The 17,134-nt window shown below is 44.1% G+C and carries 9 protein-coding genes; 8 read left to right on the top strand and 1 reads right to left on the bottom strand.

The annotated features are described in order from the left end of the window. The first annotated feature begins 493 nt into the window (after window positions 1-493). From gltB (BTO21_RS00140) to BTO21_RS00105, 8 genes are all read left to right on the top strand, one after another. Window positions 494-5,041: a glutamate synthase large subunit gene (gene gltB / locus BTO21_RS00140; RefSeq protein WP_105026646.1), complete on the top strand. Its 4,548-nt coding sequence runs from the start codon at window positions 494-496 to the stop codon at window positions 5,039-5,041. Further along, window positions 5,034-6,500 carry a glutamate synthase subunit beta gene (locus BTO21_RS00135; protein WP_045027485.1) on the top strand — a complete coding sequence of 489 codons (1,467 nt, stop codon included), beginning with the start codon at window positions 5,034-5,036 and terminating at the stop codon, window positions 6,498-6,500. Before gltB (BTO21_RS00140) ends, BTO21_RS00135 begins: the two co-directional genes overlap by 8 nt. 400 nt (window positions 6,501-6,900) lie before the next feature. After that, window positions 6,901-11,364, top strand: coding sequence for a glutamate synthase large subunit (gene gltB, locus BTO21_RS00130; protein WP_045027483.1), 4,464 nt, complete (start codon window positions 6,901-6,903; stop codon window positions 11,362-11,364). A gap of 14 nt (window positions 11,365-11,378) precedes the next feature. Continuing rightward, complete coding sequence (locus tag BTO21_RS00125; protein WP_045027481.1) at window positions 11,379-12,788, top strand: FAD-dependent oxidoreductase; 1,410 nt, start codon at window positions 11,379-11,381, stop codon at window positions 12,786-12,788. 180 nt (window positions 12,789-12,968) lie between these two features. After that, a complete protein-coding gene (gene mtnN / locus BTO21_RS00120) occupies window positions 12,969-13,667 on the top strand; it encodes a 5'-methylthioadenosine/S-adenosylhomocysteine nucleosidase (RefSeq protein ID WP_045027480.1) in 699 nt (232 codons plus the stop codon). Window positions 13,668-13,693: 26 nt separating this feature from the next. Beyond that, window positions 13,694-14,656 carry a cobalamin biosynthesis family protein gene (locus BTO21_RS00115; protein ID WP_045027478.1) on the top strand — a complete coding sequence of 321 codons (963 nt, stop codon included), beginning with the start codon at window positions 13,694-13,696 and terminating at the stop codon, window positions 14,654-14,656. Then, a complete protein-coding gene (gene btuF / locus BTO21_RS00110) occupies window positions 14,656-15,492 on the top strand; it encodes a vitamin B12 ABC transporter substrate-binding protein BtuF (RefSeq protein ID WP_045027476.1) in 837 nt (278 codons plus the stop codon). The genes BTO21_RS00115 and btuF overlap by 1 nt, the downstream gene beginning before the upstream one ends. A gap of 125 nt (window positions 15,493-15,617) precedes the next feature. Then, the gene (locus tag BTO21_RS00105; RefSeq protein WP_045027475.1) at window positions 15,618-16,229 is read left to right on the top strand and encodes a trimeric intracellular cation channel family protein; all 612 of its coding nucleotides are present in this window, start codon (window positions 15,618-15,620) and stop codon (window positions 16,227-16,229) included. Between the two features lie 93 nt (window positions 16,230-16,322). Here the strand turns inward: BTO21_RS00105 and BTO21_RS00100 are convergent, their stop codons facing one another. Then, window positions 16,323-16,943, bottom strand: coding sequence for a DedA family protein (locus tag BTO21_RS00100; protein WP_045027473.1), 621 nt, complete (start codon window positions 16,941-16,943; stop codon window positions 16,323-16,325). Between the last annotated feature and the right edge of the window lie 191 nt (window positions 16,944-17,134).

Genomic DNA, 17,134 nt, shown 5'->3' with positions numbered 1-17,134 from the left:
ATAATCTACATCGGTGTAGACCAATATCAAAAAGAGCCGCAACATAACATCAATCCCCCTCATGAAGATTGTGCTAAAACAAAAAATCCCGTCTCTATCGTGATTTGACATTACTTTAATAGCGCTTAATTGAACCGAATATTTGCATCTCTATCTGCTTTATTCATACATTAACTTTGTTAATTTTTATTGGTAATTAATGTATCAAAATTGTAGGATGGTTACACTTGTGCGCAATTTATAAACAAAAAAAGCCCTGCAATGCCATTTTTTTGGCGTGATTTATATGGCTTTTTAGTCATTAATAACGTGTTTTGTAACTATTAATCGTAATACAGCAGAATTAAGTTTGTGAATGGCGGGTGTCATCATCATAAACACACCACCAATGATGCAGGACAGGAGTCCATTTCAATGCTAGTTGGTAGTGATAATAAATTAGGGATAACCAAGTCTTAGGAATATGACTTGATGTAACTGGAAGGATGTATCTATGACAGCTCAAGAGCTTAACGCTCAGGGACTTTATGTGCCTGAATTAGAGCACGATGCCTGTGGTATCGGCTTTGTTGCCCACCTTAAAAACCGTAAATCTCATCAGATTGTTACTCAGGCTCTCGATATGCTGGCACGTATGGAGCACCGAGGCGGTCAAGGTTGCGATCCTAGCAGTGGTGATGGTGCCGGAATTTTACTGCAAAAGCCCCACGAATTTTTATTAGAAGAAACCGTTAAACTCGGCATTAAACTGCCCACTTTTACCCAATACGGTGTCGGGGTAGTCTTATTTCCAAAAGATGAGCATAAACGTCAACAATGTCGTGATATTCTTGAACGTAATGCTAAACGTCTCGATCTAGAAGTTATTGGCTACCGTGTACTACCCGTCGATAATTCAATGATTGGTGAAGATCCTCTTAGCACCGAACCTCAATTTGAACATGTTTTCATTACTGGTGGCGCCAATTTAGAACCTGCAGTATTAGAACGTAAACTGTATGTCTTACGTAACTATACAGTGCGCGTCTGTTTAGAAAGCGTGTCTAATATTGGTGATGATTTCTACATCAACTCATTGTCATATAAAACATTAGTTTATAAAGGCCAGCTCACCACGGCACAAGTACCACAGTACTTCCTTGATTTACAAAATCCTGCCATGGTAACCGCATTAGCATTAGTCCATTCACGTTTTTCAACCAACACTTTTCCACGTTGGCGCTTAGCGCAACCGTTCCGTTATATCGCCCACAACGGTGAAATTAATACCGTACGAGGCAACCTTAATTGGATGAAAGCACGTGAAGCCATTCTTGAATCTGATTTATTCAGTCAACAAGAACTCGATATGCTATTGCCTATTTGTCAGGAAGGCAGTTCAGACTCATCAAATTTCGATATGGCACTGGAGTTATTAGTCCTTTCTGGTCGTAGCTTACCCCATGCACTAATGATGCTGATCCCTGAAGCATGGCAAGAAAATACCAGCATGGATCCTAAGCGTCGTGCTTTCTACCAATACCATGCCAATATTATGGAACCGTGGGATGGTCCTGCATCAGTCTGTTTTACCGATGGTGTTCAAGTCGGTGCAACCCTTGACCGTAACGGTTTACGTCCATCACGCTATACGGTAACTAAAGATGATTTTCTGATCATGGCATCAGAATCTGGTGTGGTAAAAATTGAACCTGAAAATGTGCAGTTTCGTGGCCGTTTACAACCAGGGCGTATCTTTGTTGCTGACCTTGAACAAGGCCGTATCATCTCTGATGAAGAAGTCAAAGATGGCATTGCCACATCGCAGCCATATGAACAATGGATCAAAGATAATCTACTGACACTTAAAACACTGCCTGATGCTGACAACATGTACCACCAGCCAACCCCTGAACGCTTGTTACATCATCAACAAGCCTTTGGTGTTAGCTCAGAAGAAGTTAACGATATTATCGTACCGTTAGCCACCACTGGTTATGAACCTCTTAGTGCAATGGGTGCTGATTGGCCGTTAGCGGTGTTATCCCACCAGTCTCAACATTTATCCAATTACTTTAAGCAGTTATTTGCGCAAGTAACTAACCCGCCAATCGATCCGATCCGTGAACGAATGGTAATGTCACTCAATACCTACTTGGGTAAAGACCAAAACCTGCTCACAGAAACACCTGAGCATTGCCATAAAGTTGAGCTTGAATCTCCGGTACTTTCTAATGCTGAGTTAGAAAAAATTCGCGCGATTGATAACGAACATTTACAATCAAAGACCTTAGATATTGTGTTCCGTGCCAGTGGTGAACAAGGCAAACTTGATCGTGCATTGAAACGTATTTGTCAGTATTCAGAAGATGCGGTGGTTGATGGTTACTCAATCATTATTCTGACTGACCGCGCAGTTAACTCTAACCATGCAGCTATTCCGGCGATGTTAGCTGTCGGTGCCGTTCATCACCACCTGATCCGTAAAGGCCTACGTGCTAAGTGTGACATTGTGGTTGAAACCGGTGATGCCCGTGAAACTCATCACTTTGCCACCCTGATCGGTTACGGTGCCAATGCGATTAACCCTTATTTAGTCACTGAAACACTGGTTGACCTGCAATATAAACGTAAGCTTGATCCAGAATTACCAACAGACACCTTATTTAATAACTACCGTAAAGGCGTTAACGGCGGACTGCTAAAGATTTTCTCCAAAATGGGAATTTCAACCTTACAGTCTTACCATGGTGCCCAAATTTTTGAAGCGCTCGGTATCAGTAAAGCGGTGGTTGATAAATACTTCACCGGCACAGTGACCCGTATTCAAGGTCTAACTATCGATGATATTGCTCAAGAAGTCTTAATACGTCACCGTGTTGGCTACCCGACCCGTGAAATTCCTGTACAAATTCTTGATGTTGGTGGTGTCTATCAGTGGAAACAACGTGGTGAAAAACACCTGTTTAACCCTGAAACGATTTCATTACTGCAACAATCGACGCGTGAAAAAGATTATGTTCAGTTTAAGCAATATGCAAAAGCCGTCGATGACCAAGGTGATAATGCTGCCACACTGCGTAGCCAACTTGATTTTGTGAGCAACCCCGCAGGTGCCATTGCACTTGATGACGTCGAGCCGCTTGAAAATATTCTCAAGCGTTTCGCAACCGGTGCCATGAGCTTTGGTTCAATTTCTTATGAAGCTCACTCAACCTTAGCCGTTGCCATGAACCGTATTGGCGCTAAGTCTAACTCCGGCGAAGGCGGTGAAGATCCGATTCGTTTTGATAAAAAAGACAATGGTGATTGGGAACGTTCAGCAATCAAACAAGTCGCATCAGGTCGTTTTGGTGTTACCTCATACTACCTAACCAACGCCGCTGAACTGCAAATTAAAATGGCGCAGGGTGCAAAACCGGGAGAAGGTGGTCAACTACCCGGTGATAAAGTCGATGATTGGATCGGTGCCACCCGTCACTCAACCCCAGGAGTTGGCTTAATTTCACCTCCTCCTCACCACGATATTTATTCAATCGAAGATTTAGCCCAGCTGATCTACGATTTAAAAAATGCTAACCGTGCCGGTCGTGTTAACGTCAAGTTAGTTTCAGAAGCGGGTGTCGGTACCATTGCCTCAGGTGTTGCCAAAGCCAAAGCCGATGTAGTGCTTATTGCTGGTTTTGATGGCGGTACTGGTGCATCACCGATGTCATCGATTCGCCATACCGGTTTACCATGGGAACTTGGCTTGGCTGAAACCCACCAAACCTTGCTGAAAAACGGCTTACGTAACCGTATCGTTGTGCAGTCTGACGGCCAGATGAAAACCCCGCGTGACCTTGCGATTGCGACCTTACTCGGTGCAGAAGAATGGGGTGTTGCAACCGCCGCTTTGGTTGTTGAAGGCTGTATTATGATGCGTAAGTGTCACAAAAACACCTGCCCTGTGGGGATCGCAACCCAAAATAAAACCTTACGTGAGCGCTTTGATGGTCGCGTAGAAGATGTGGTGACTTTCTTCCAATACATGGCAGAAGGGTTACGTGAAGTCATGGCTGAACTGGGTTTCCGTACCATTGATGAAATGGTCGGCCAAGCGCATAAACTTAAATTACGCGATGATATTGGTCACTGGAAATACAAGAACCTTGATCTTAGCCCAGTACTGCATATTCAACCGCCACGTGCTGAAGATGGTATTTATAACCAACGCCAGCAAGATCATGGCTTAGAAAACGTCCTTGACCGCACCTTGATTAGACTAGCACAACCCGCACTGACCAACGGTGAAGCAGTAACGGCACAACTGCCGATCATCAACACCGATCGTAGTGTCGGTACGATGTTATCCAATGAAATATCTAAAGTGTATAAAGACCACGGCTTACCACTGCCCATGACGGTTAAATTTAACGGTTCAGCAGGCCAAAGCTTTGGTGCTTTTCTTGCCAAAGGTGCCCACTTTACTGTTGAGGGTGATGCCAATGATTACTGGGGTAAGGGACTTTCAGGCGGCACATTAGTGCTCTACCCTGATCGTCAATCTGACATTATTGCCGAAGATAATATCGTGGTCGGTAATGTGTGTTTCTACGGTGCCACTTCAGGTGAGTCTTATATTCGCGGCCTTGCTGGTGAGCGTTTCTGTGTTCGAAACTCTGGCGCTAAAGTTGTAGTAGAAGGCATCGGCGATCATGGTTGTGAATACATGACCGGAGGTGTAGCCATTATTCTCGGTCAAACTGGGCGTAACTTTGCTGCCGGCATGAGTGGCGGTGTCGCTTATGTGTGGGATCAATTTGGTGACTTTGAAACCAAGCTCAACGCGGAATTAGTCGACCTCGATCCATTAGAAACTGAAGATAAAGCACTACTGCTCGATATGTTAACCAAACATATTGAATTAACGGGTAGTACGGTTGCAGAACTGTTCTTGTCTAACTTTGAGGCTAACCTCAAGCAGATGATGAAAGTGATGCCAAGGGATTACAAAACCGTATTACAACAGCGTCAAGCTGCCGCTCACAACAAGGAAACGTTGGAGGCCATCAATGGGTAAGCCTACGGGATTTTTAGAATTTGGCCGCGAACTGCCAAGTAAGTTAGATCCAAGTGTTCGTATTCAAGACAACAAAGAATTTGTTCTTAACGAAGAATTTGGTGACAAAATTCAAGAACAATCATCACGTTGCATGGATTGCGGAGTACCGTTCTGTCATAACGCATGTCCGATTGGTAATATTATTCCTGAATTTAATGATGCGGTTTATCGTGATAGCTGGGAAGAAGCGTGGAACATTTTAAGTTCAACCAATAATTTTCCTGAATTTACCGGTCGTGTATGCCCAGCTCCTTGTGAAAGTGGCTGTGTACTTGGCATTAACCAAGATCCAATCACTATCTGTAATATTGAAAAAACCATTGTTGAAACTGCATACCGTGAAGGTTATGCCAAACCAAAAATTCCACGATCACGCACAGGTAAAACCATTGCAGTTATTGGTTCAGGCCCTGCTGGATTATCTGCCGCAGAGCAATTAAACAGCGCTGGTCATACCGTGACAGTGTTTGAGCGTGATGAAAAAGTTGGCGGCTTACTGCGCTTTGGTATTCCTGATTTTAAACTCGGGATGGATATTATTGATCGCAAAATCGACTTAATGGCACAAGCCGGAGTCAAATTTGAAGTCAATGCCCATGTTGGGGTTGAGATTAACGCCCAACAACTGCGTCAAGAGTTCGATGTTATTTTGCTAACCGGCGGCTCTACTGTACCGCGTAACCTGCCAATTTCTGGTCGTGAACTTAATGGGGTTCATTTTGCGATGGAATTTTTAGCTCAAAATAACCGTCGTGCTAATGATATGGATCTCAAAACGGTAGAAGTTCATGCTCAAGATAAACATGTCGTGGTGATTGGTGGTGGCGATACAGGTTCTGACTGTGTCGGTACATCAAACCGCCATGGCGCGGCAAGTATTACTCAAGTTGAAATCATGCCACTACCACCCGAGCAACGTCCAGCTAATCAACCGTGGCCGTCATACCCAATGATCATGAAAACATCGAGCTCTCATGAAGAAGGCTGTGATCGCTATTGGAATATTCTGACCAAAGAATTTATTGATGATGGTAACGGTAATGTCAAAGGGCTACGGATCGCTGATATTGCATGGCAAGATGCCAAACCTGGTGAAAGACCTAACTTTGAAGAGATTGCCGGAACTGAACGCGTCATAGCCTGTGATATGGCATTTTTAGCGATGGGATTTTTACACCCAGAGCCAACGGGCGTATTAGCACAGTTGGATATTAAACTCGATGATCGCGGTAATGTTGCCACTCAAGATTTCGCTACCAGCCAAGCTGGTGTATTTGCCGCAGGTGATATGCGAACCGGACAATCATTAGTGGTTCGTTGTATTAACGAAGGCCGTGAATCAGCACGAGCAATTGATAACTACCTAATGGGTAATTCTAATCTTGAAGCAAAAGCAGATTCATTAATGCTTTCTTAAACTTTATTATTACTCAATTGACTTAAAAACCTCAAGCCAGCTTATCGTAGCTGGCTTTTTTATTGCTTACAGTGCAGATGATTATTTCATTACACACTTTTATTACATTTACCGCCACAACCTACCAAACCTAGTGCTTTTTTAACCGAAAAATGTAGTTACTACCTCTTAGGTACAACCAATAAAAAACTTACAGCTGTAACGAATATAACTTTATTTCAGACAGTTAAAGTGAATATAAACCCCTCCTCAGTCATAAATATCATTTGTTAGCAATATTTGACCTTTTTGTAAATTATCGTTAGTTTGAAATATCGTAGGAGGCAAAATAAGAGATCAATCTTGATTTTTATTTTGCAGTAAAACTGTTTACACCAAACAGGAGCAACGGAGAATTGCAATGTCACTGTATAACCCATCACTAGAAAAAGATAACTGTGGCTTCGGTCTTATCGCCCACATTGAAGGCGAAACCAGTCATAAACTTGTTCGTACTGCGATATCTGCCCTCGATCGTATGACCCACCGAGGAGGTATCGCTGCGGATGGAAAAACTGGCGATGGCTGTGGTTTATTAATCAAAAAACCTGATAACTTTTATCGTATTATCGCCACAGAAAAGCAGTGGAACTTATCGCGTGAATTTGCGGTAGGGATGATCTTTCTCAGCCAAGATCCAGTGCTCGCACAACAAGCCCGTGAAATTATTAATCAAGAATTAATCACTGAAACCTTATCTATTGCAGGTTGGCGTGAAGTACCGATTAACGCTAGTGTTCTCGGTCCTATCGCTCAACAATCATTGCCAACGATTGAACAAGTGTTTATCAATGCCCCTGCAGGCTGGAAACCACGAGATATTGAACGTCGACTTTATATTGCTCGGCGTCGTATTGAAAAACGTATTACTGAAGATAAAGATTTTTATATTTGTAGCCTTTCAACCCAAGTGACCGTCTACAAAGGGCTATTTATGCCCGCCGATCTGCCTAAGTTTTATCTAGATTTAGGGGATATTCGTTTAGAATCATCAATCTGTTTATTCCATCAACGCTTTTCAACCAACACTCAACCACGATGGCCATTAGCGCAACCGTTCCGTTATTTAGCCCACAATGGTGAAATTAATACCATTACTGGTAACCGCCAATGGGCGCGTGCACGTGCTTATAAATTTAGCTCGCCACTGTTGCCCGATTTAAAAACAGCAGCACCGTTTGTTAACGAAACTGGTTCGGATTCATCAAGCCTTGATAATATGCTGGAGCTATTTTTAGCTGGCGGCATGGACTTATTCCGCGCGATGCGGATGCTAGTGCCACCAGCATGGCAAAACCACCCTGATATGGATCCTGCATTACGTGCTTTTTATGACTTTAACTCTAAGCACATGGAACCGTGGGATGGCCCAGCAGGCATTGTAATGTCAGACGGTCGTTATGCAGCCTGTAACCTTGATCGTAATGGTTTACGCCCTGCGCGTTATGTGATCACCAAAGATAAACTGATCACCATTGCCTCTGAGGTTGGAATTTGGGATTACACTCCCGATGAAGTGGCAGAAAAAGGCCGTGTTGGTCCCGGTGAACTATTAGTTATCGATACTAAATTTGCCAAAATCTGGCATTCACAAGATATTGACAATGAGCTCATGAGCCGCCATCCGTATAAGCAATGGATGGATACTCATGTTCAACATTTAGTGCCGTTTGAACAGTTAGATGATAGCCATATAAGCCAACGCAGTTTGGATGACAATCAGCTTAATACTTATCACAAACAATTTAATGTCAGTCGTGAAGAACTCGATCAAGTGCTGCGGGTTATTGGCGAAAATGGTCAAGAAGCCACAGGTTCTATGGGTGATGACGCGCCAATGGCGGTATTGTCATCACTGCAACGTCCCATTACCGATTATTTCCGTCAAATGTTTGCGCAAGTCACCAATCCGCCTATCGATCCTCTGCGTGAAAAGCATGTAATGTCACTTGCCAGCTGTATTGGTCGTGAGATTAATGTGTTCTGCGAAACCGATAGTCATGCTCAGCGAGTGGCATTTAAATCCCCAGTCTTGCTCTATTCTGATTTTAAACAGTTACTCGATCTTGATCAGCAATACTATGCCAGTAATCAGCTCGATATTAATTTTGATCCACAACAAACGGATCTTGAGCAAGCCATTATTAGCCTCTGTGATAAAGCACAGCAGTTAGTCGAACAAGGTGCGGTACTGATTGTGTTATCCGATCGCACCATCAGTAAAGATACCCTCCCCATTCCAGCCGCGATGGCAGTGGGTGCTGTCCAACGCCGATTAGTCGATAACAATTTACGTTGTGATACTAATATTGTGGTTGAAACCGCCACCGCACGCGATCCGCATCAATTTGCAGTGCTGTTTGGCTTTGGCGCGACAGCGGTTTATCCCTACCTTGCCTATGAATCTCTGTCAAAAATGATTGATAGTAAGGTGATTGATAAACCATACCGCGAGGTGATGACCAATTATCGCGATGGTATCAATAAAGGCCTGTTTAAGATCATGTCCAAAATGGGTATCTCAACCATTTCCTCTTACCGTTGTTCAATGTTATTTGAAGCGATTGGTTTAGGTAATGACATTATTGAACTGTGTTTCAAAGGCGTTTCCAGTCGTATTGCAGGGGCTGACTTTAGTGATATTCAACAAGACTTGCACAACCTTGCGCGTATCGCATGGTTAAAACGTAAACCTATCGATCACGGTGGGTTACTCAAATATGTTCACGGTGGCGAATTTCACGCCTATAACCCTGATGTGGTTTCAACGTTACAAAAAGCAGTAAAATCTGGCGATTATCAAGATTACCTTGCTTTTTCCGAGCAAGTAAATCATCGCCCAGTGGCCGCGATTCGTGACTTATTAGCCTTAACGGATAACCACGATCCGATTGCGATTGAAGACGTAGAAGCAGCAACGGAACTGTATAAGCGCTTTGACTCTGCTGCAATGTCAATTGGTGCACTTAGCCCAGAAGCCCATGAAGCATTAGCAATTGCCATGAACCGTTTAGGCGGCTGTTCCAACTCAGGTGAAGGCGGTGAAGATCCACGTCGTTTTGGCACCGAGCGTAACTCACGCATTAAGCAAGTGGCTTCTGGTCGCTTTGGCGTTACCCCGCATTATTTAGTCAATGCCGATGTGATCCAAATTAAAGTCGCGCAAGGGGCAAAACCCGGTGAAGGCGGTCAACTACCCGGCCATAAAGTCACTACTGAAATTGCCAAGTTACGCTTTGCCGTACCTGGGGTGACATTAATTTCACCGCCACCGCATCACGATATTTATTCGATTGAAGATCTGGCGCAACTGATCTTCGATCTCAAACAAGTCAATCCCAAAGCGTTAGTGTCAGTCAAACTGGTGTCTGAGCCAGGGGTCGGCACTATCGCGACCGGTGTGGCCAAAGCTTATGCCGATTTAATTACTATTTCAGGTTATGACGGTGGTACTGGTGCAAGCCCGCTGACATCAGTCAAATATGCAGGTAGCCCGTGGGAGCTTGGATTAGCCGAAACTCAACAAGCATTGGTTACCAATGGTCTGCGCCACAAGATCCGCCTGCAAGTGGATGGCGGCTTAAAAACAGGGCTCGATGTCGTTAAAGCCACTATTTTAGGTGCAGAAAGCTTTGGTTTTGGTACTGCGCCAATGGTGGCGCTTGGGTGTAAATATCTGCGTATTTGTCATCTAAACAACTGTGCGACAGGCGTTGCGACTCAAGATGAAAAACTGCGCCGTGATTTCTTTAAAGGCTTGCCAGAACAGGTAATGAATTACTTTATCGGTGTTGGTGAAGAAGTACGGCAATTATTAGCCCAGCTTGGGGTTAAACAACTAATAGACTTAATCGGTCGCACAGATCTATTACAACAACTTGAGGGCTTTACTGCCAAGCAATCAAAACTGGATTTAAGTCCTTTATTGGTTGCACCGACACCGCACACGGGCAAAACGGTGTATTGCAGTGAAACCAATAGTCCGTTTGATGACGCACAGTTAAGCCAACAGTTACTAGAACATACGCTGAGTGCCATCGAAAACCGTGGTGGTGGTGATTATCACTTCCCTATTTGTAATACTGACCGTTCAATTGGTGCGCGTTTATCGGGTGAAATCGCCCTTCGTTATGGTAACCAAGGCATGGCTTCAACACCGATCACGCTCCACTTTATCGGTACGGCGGGGCAATCATTTGGGGTCTGGAATGCGGGCGGTTTAAACCTTAATTTAACCGGTGATGCTAACGATTATGTTGGTAAAGGCATGGCAGGTGGAAAGATTGCGATTCGTCCACCACTTGGCTCAGCGTTTAAATCCAGTGATGCCACCATTATCGGTAACACTTGTTTATACGGTGCAACAGGCGGCAAGTTATTTGCCGCAGGTAAAGCAGGCGAGCGTTTTGCGGTGCGTAACTCAGGTACGATTGCGGTAGTAGAAGGGGCTGGTGATAACGCCTGTGAATACATGACCGGCGGTATCGTGGCTATTTTAGGTAAAACTGGGGTGAACTTCGGCGCAGGTATGACAGGCGGCTTTGCTTATATCTTAGATGAAGACGGTGATTTCGCAGGTCGCGTAAATCCAGAGTTAATTGAAGCGGTGGCACTTGATCAATTAAAAATCCATCAAGAACATTTGCGCGGTTTAATTGACCGTCATCTACAAGAAACAGGATCGGACCGTGCTAATGAAATTTTGGCTAACTTTGAACAATGGATACCAAAATTCTATCTTGCTAAGCCAAAATCGGCGGATATCAATACCCTGTTAGGCCATCAAAGTCGTTCAGAATCTGAACTGCGTCTTCAGGCACAATAAGGAAGGGAAACCAAATGAGCCAGAATGTTTACCAATTTATTGATGTCGAGCGTATCGACCCACCTAAAAAAGCGATTCAAATTCGAAAAATAGAGTTTGTCGAAATTTATGAACCCTTTACTGAGCAGCAAGCAGGGGCACAAGCAGACCGTTGCCTAGATTGTGGTAACCCTTATTGTGAATGGAAATGTCCGGTACACAACTACATTCCACAATGGTTAAAGCTCGCCAATGAAGGCCGTATTATTGAAGCGGTCGAGTTATCTCACCAAACGAATACCCTGCCAGAAGTGTGTGGTCGCGTTTGCCCTCAAGATCGCTTATGTGAAGGCGCGTGTACCCTTAATGACGATTTTGGCGCAGTGACTATCGGTAATGTCGAAAAATACATTACTGATAAAGCGTTTGAAATGGGGTGGAAGCCAGACATGTCCAACGTTGAATGGACAGATAAAAAAGTTGCCATCATTGGCGCAGGTCCAGCAGGGCTGTCATGTGCTGATGTGCTGGTACGTAACGGAGTTAAACCGGTGGTGTTTGATCGTTACCCTGAAATTGGCGGCTTACTGACCTTTGGTATTCCTTCGTTCAAATTAGAAAAAGATATCATGGTCAATCGCCGTCGTGTCTTCACTGAAATGGGGGTTGAATTCCAACTCAACACTGAGGTCGGTAAAGATATCAGTATTGAAACCCTACTCGCTGATTATGACGCGGTTTTCTTAGGGGTCGGCACCTATAAAAATATGCGCGCAGGGCTAGATAACGAAAATGCCACCGGAGTTTACGATGCGTTGCCGTTCTTAGTCTCAAATACCTATCGTGTGATGGAACTTGAACAGCCACTGCCATTTATTGATATGCAAGGTAAACAAGTTGTCGTCCTTGGCGGTGGTGATACTGCAATGGATTGTGTTCGCACCTCGATTCGTCAAGGCGCAGCCAAAGTAACCTGTGCTTATCGTCGTGATGAAGCCAATATGCCAGGCTCTAAACGTGAAGTGAAAAATGCCCGTGAAGAAGGGGTTAACTTTGCCTTTAATCTACAACCATTAGCGATTGCAGTTGACGATAATGGTAATGTGATTGGGGTTGATGTGGTGAAGACCGCCTTAGGTGAAGCTGACGCCGCTGGTCGCCGTCGTCCTGAACCTGTTGCAGGTAGCGAACATCGATTAGCCGCCGATGCGGTCATTATGGCATTTGGTTTTCAGCCTCATGCAATGCCTTGGCTGGCACCTTATGATGTCGAGCTTGATCAATGGGGTCGAGTTAAAGCTGCTGACACTGCATTTGCTTTTCAGACCTCAAACCCGAAGATCTTTGCCGGTGGCGATGCCGTCCGTGGTTCAGATTTAGTGGTCACTGCGATTGATGAAGGCCGTAAAGCTGCTGATGGTATCCTCGATTATTTAGAATTGTAAAATACCAGAGCCATTAACATTAATGAGTTATCAATACAGCAGTTGCCCTTTGCAACTGCTGTATTGTTACAACGGTTAAAAGTGTTTAGACGAGAGTTTTGGAATAATGATTATGGCTCATGCTACAATCTTAGCCATATCAGCACTGCGAGTGCACACCATCAAAAAGAGATACCATTCATGAAAATCGGCATTATTGGCGCGATGGAACAAGAAGTTGCCATCCTTAAAGATCAACTTACTGACTGTGAAACCCATAATACAGCAGGTTGTACTATCTACACTGGCAAACTTAACGGTGCAGATGTGGCGTTACTGCAATCAGGTATTGGTAAAGTATCTGCCGCAGTAGGTACAACCGTTTTACTTGAAAGCTTTAAGCCTGATGTTGTTATCAATACCGGTTCTGCTGGCGGTTTCGAATCAAGCTTAAACGTGGGTGACGTAGTTATTTCAACAGAAGTACGTTACCACGATGCTGATGTAACTGCATTTGGTTACGAAATTGGTCAAATGGCACAACAACCTGCCGCTTTCCTCTCTGATGAAAAATTAATGTCTGTTGCAGAACAAGCACTAGCAGCATTGCTGCAACCACCACACGCGGTTCGTGGTTTGATTTGTACTGGCGATGCTTTTGTATGTTCAGCTGAGAAACAAAACTTCATCCGTACCCATTTCCCAACCGTGGTTGCGGTTGAAATGGAAGCCGCTGCTATTGCGCAAGCTTGTCACCAATTTAAGGTGCCATTTGTGGTTGTACGCGCAATTTCTGATGTTGCCGACAAAGAATCACCAATGAGCTTTGATGAGTTCCTGCCACTTGCAGCACAGAGTTCTTCCGTAATGGTCGCTAAAATGGTTGAATTGTTAAACTAATAACATCAATGAGATGATAACTACTGATGACAACTTCGGCATTTATCGCCTCATTGACAACCAATAGCTCCCTGCTTGCTTTGTGGGGAGCCTTATTACTGCATCGATTATTACCCATCCCCTATCAACTGCATCCATTACGTATCTGGCATCAAGTTGCATTATTGGTCGCTACCCGCGTCAACCATCCGCATGAAAACTACTCACAACGATCACTTGCCGGTTATCTCGCATGGGCGTTAATGTGGCTAACAGCATTCGTGCTATTACTCGCTATCAGCCAATTAGTCTGGTATCCGATGTTATTGCAACTAACACTATTATGGCTCGCCCTCGATTGGCATCATACGGCTCATCTTAGCCAGCAGTTTAATCATGCCTATAGCTGTAATAATAAAGATCAATGCCGCCAATTACTGGCACCGCATATTAATCGTAATACTGATGTTTTATCACTGCTCGGTTTAGGTAAAGCGGGCGCTGAAACCATTATCTTAAGCTACGGTCGCCATGTGGTTGGAGTCTTATTTTGGTATGCTATCGGCGGAGGTATTGCCGCTATTTTATATCGCTTAGCTATTGGTCTTGCCCGCGCGTGGTCACCGACACGTGCTCAGTATGCCGTGTTTGGTTATCCCGCCATTCGCATTGCCGCAATACTGGATATTGTGCCGCTACGCTTGTTGGCATTATTAATTAGTTGTGGTCGTAATAGTCGCACCGCACTTCAAGGTTTACGCCAGCAAGGAGAACACTGGCATTTACCAGGTCCTGGCTGGCTATTAGTCGCCACTGGGCACAAACTGGCATTATCACTCGGTGGTCCTGCTATTTACAATAACATCAAAATGGAACGCCCACGCCTTGGTGGCAGAATAACCCCTTCGGCGCTGCATATCGCACAAATACAACAACTAATAACGCAGCGACTTTATGTGTGGGTCGCAGTTGAAAGCGTATTGTTATACTTTTTCTGTGGAGTTTTATAGTGCGATTTTTGTTCTTAGTCATAGTGGTTATCAGCACCATTGCGCCGAGCGTTGCTGCAACGTTATCCCAACAAACCCAACGTATTATTAGCTTATCCCCCCACACCACTGAAATGGCCTATGCCGCTGGATTAGGTAATAAACTCATTGCCGCTAGTGCCTATAGTGATTATCCACCAGCCGCCAAAAAACTTGAACGGGTCGCTAATTATCGCGGGCTTAAAATGGAACGTATTTTAGCCTTAAAGCCTGACTTAATTTTAGCTTGGCAAGGTGGTAACCCTAGCCGTGAACTTGCTCGTTTAGAGCAACTCGGTATCAACATCATTTATTCAAACCCGAAAACATTAGCCGATATTCCCAAGACATTAGAACAATTGGGCCAATATGCCGATTCACCCCAAACCGCACAGCAAGCGGCAGCCGAATTTAAGCGCCAATTACAGCAATTAAAAATAGCCAATCACAATCAACCTAAAATACGTTATTTTTACCAACTAGGCTCAACCCCGTTAATGACGGTAGCTGATAGTGGCTGGCCGAGCCAAATATTTAGTTTTTGTGGCGGTGACAATATTTTTGCTAACAGCCGCGCTGCCTACCCACAGGTCAACCAAGAACAAGTCGTTGTCCGCCAGCCCCAAGTAATATTTAGCACCCAACCGATCAATGCCACCCAACAGCTGTGGTCACACTGGCAACATCAATTAATCGCGGTTAAGCAACATCATATTTATCAATTAAACGCTAATTGGTTAAACCGACCCACACCACGGACGTTATTGGCCATTAAACAAGTCTGCGCTTTATTCAATCAAGTACGAGACCAACGTTAATCACACTATTGTGATAAAACCTGTGAATAACCTCACAAAGCACTTAATTGCTGTTGTGCGTTGCGAATTTATTCGTACAATCTCAGCCGCTTTAACTCAACTTTATTATTCTTGTAGGTACAGAGATGCTCATTTATTTTCTCGATATGTTTGGCACTGCAATTTTTGCCGCATCGGGTGTACTCATGGCTGGACGGTTACGAATGGATCCGTTTGGTGTAGTCGTACTTGCAAGTGTTACCGCCATTGGTGGCGGTACGATTCGTGATATGGCATTGGGGGCAACACCGGTATTTTGGATTCACGATACTAACTATTTATGGGTGATTTTTATTACCTGTGTCATCACCATGCTTGCGACTCAACGTCCTCGACGAATGCCATGGTATTTCTTACCTGTAGCCGATGCGATTGGACTGGCAGTGTTCGTTGCTATCGGGGTTGAGAAATCATTACGTTATGGTGCATCACCATTAGTGGCGGTCATTATGGGGGTTATCACCGGTTGTGGTGGCGGGGTTATTCGTGATGTATTAGGCCGTGAAGTACCGATGATCTTCCGTACTGAAGTGTACGCAACAGCGTGTATTGTAGGTGGCGGAGTCCATACTCTGAGTTTATCACTGGGAGTATTACCGTCGATGGCGGCAATTATGGGTATTATCACCACTTTATCTATTCGCTTAGCGGCTATTCGTTGGAACCTTTCCTTACCCACATTTGCTCTACGCAATTAAATAAACCGCCATAGCACTGCGCATAATAAAAAACCGCCATGTCTACTCTTTCGAGTTAAACAGTGGCGGTTTTTTCATTCAAAGAGCAGACTCTTATTTTTCAATCACAACTCGGCTACGTTGAAAACGACGGTAAACCAACCATATAATCGCAACTACGATAACGGCGACCACCACCCAGCATTGCGTTTGGTATTTATGATAAAACGCTAAAATAGGCGCAATTTCATCACGTAAATAAGCAGGTGCAACACCAAACACCAGTAACCATACTGTCACAGCTAAAAAGTTACCTGTAAAAAACAATTTCGCGGGCATGGCAGCTATACCACAACCAATACACATAAATTGTTTAATACCTTCAACAAAACGACTGATAAGCAGCCCTAACATGCCATAGCGATCAATAAAACCATGCAATTTGGTTAATGTTTTAGGTTTAATCCATTGTTTACGGGTTAGCACGTGTCCAAATTGGCGTCCAATAAAGTAGCCGATGCTATTACCAATAAAGCTAGCTCCCCAGCCAACCATCAGTACGGCGGGTAGTGACATTTTTCCGGATGCCGCTAATAAACTTGCCACGACTAATAATGACTGTCCAGGCGCAGGGATCCCCATGCCTTCAACCGCAATCGCGAGCGCTAAAATATAATAGCCATATTGCTGCAGCAATGGCGTGAGTTCAGTAATAATATGTTGAATCGATTCCATGGCCAGTCTATGTCAGAAAAATGAACATTAATTTGTGATGATAGACTGAATTTGGCAGAGACTCTAACGATCAAAGCCAAAAAGTAAGCTTACTAAAATGAACTTATACTAAAAAAACGGCTCTCAGTAGGTAAGAATTTATCGTGCAGCATGCTTAATGGTGTTTAACCCTGCTGTAAATATGACCTTTT

Source organism: Photobacterium phosphoreum (genome assembly GCF_002954725.1).
Taxonomy (GTDB): domain Bacteria; phylum Pseudomonadota; class Gammaproteobacteria; order Enterobacterales; family Vibrionaceae; genus Photobacterium; species Photobacterium phosphoreum.
Note: the sequence above shows the minus strand (reverse complement) of the source record. Positions and strands in the feature narration are given on the sequence as shown.

Excerpts from the sequence above, each read along its gene's own strand:
- gltB (WP_105026646.1), top strand. The coding sequence starts at position 494 with ATGACAGCTCAAGAGCTTAACGCTCAGGGACTTTATGTGCCTGAATTA.
- BTO21_RS00135 (WP_045027485.1), top strand. The coding sequence starts at position 5,034 with ATGGGTAAGCCTACGGGATTTTTAGAATTTGGCCGCGAACTGCCAAGT.
- gltB (WP_045027483.1), top strand. The coding sequence starts at position 6,901 with ATGTCACTGTATAACCCATCACTAGAAAAAGATAACTGTGGCTTCGGT.
- BTO21_RS00125 (WP_045027481.1), top strand. The coding sequence starts at position 11,379 with ATGAGCCAGAATGTTTACCAATTTATTGATGTCGAGCGTATCGACCCA.
- mtnN (WP_045027480.1), top strand. The coding sequence starts at position 12,969 with ATGAAAATCGGCATTATTGGCGCGATGGAACAAGAAGTTGCCATCCTT.
- BTO21_RS00115 (WP_045027478.1), top strand. The coding sequence starts at position 13,694 with ATGACAACTTCGGCATTTATCGCCTCATTGACAACCAATAGCTCCCTG.
- BTO21_RS00105 (WP_045027475.1), top strand. The coding sequence starts at position 15,618 with ATGCTCATTTATTTTCTCGATATGTTTGGCACTGCAATTTTTGCCGCA.
- BTO21_RS00100 (WP_045027473.1), bottom strand. The coding sequence starts at position 16,943 with ATGGAATCGATTCAACATATTATTACTGAACTCACGCCATTGCTGCAG.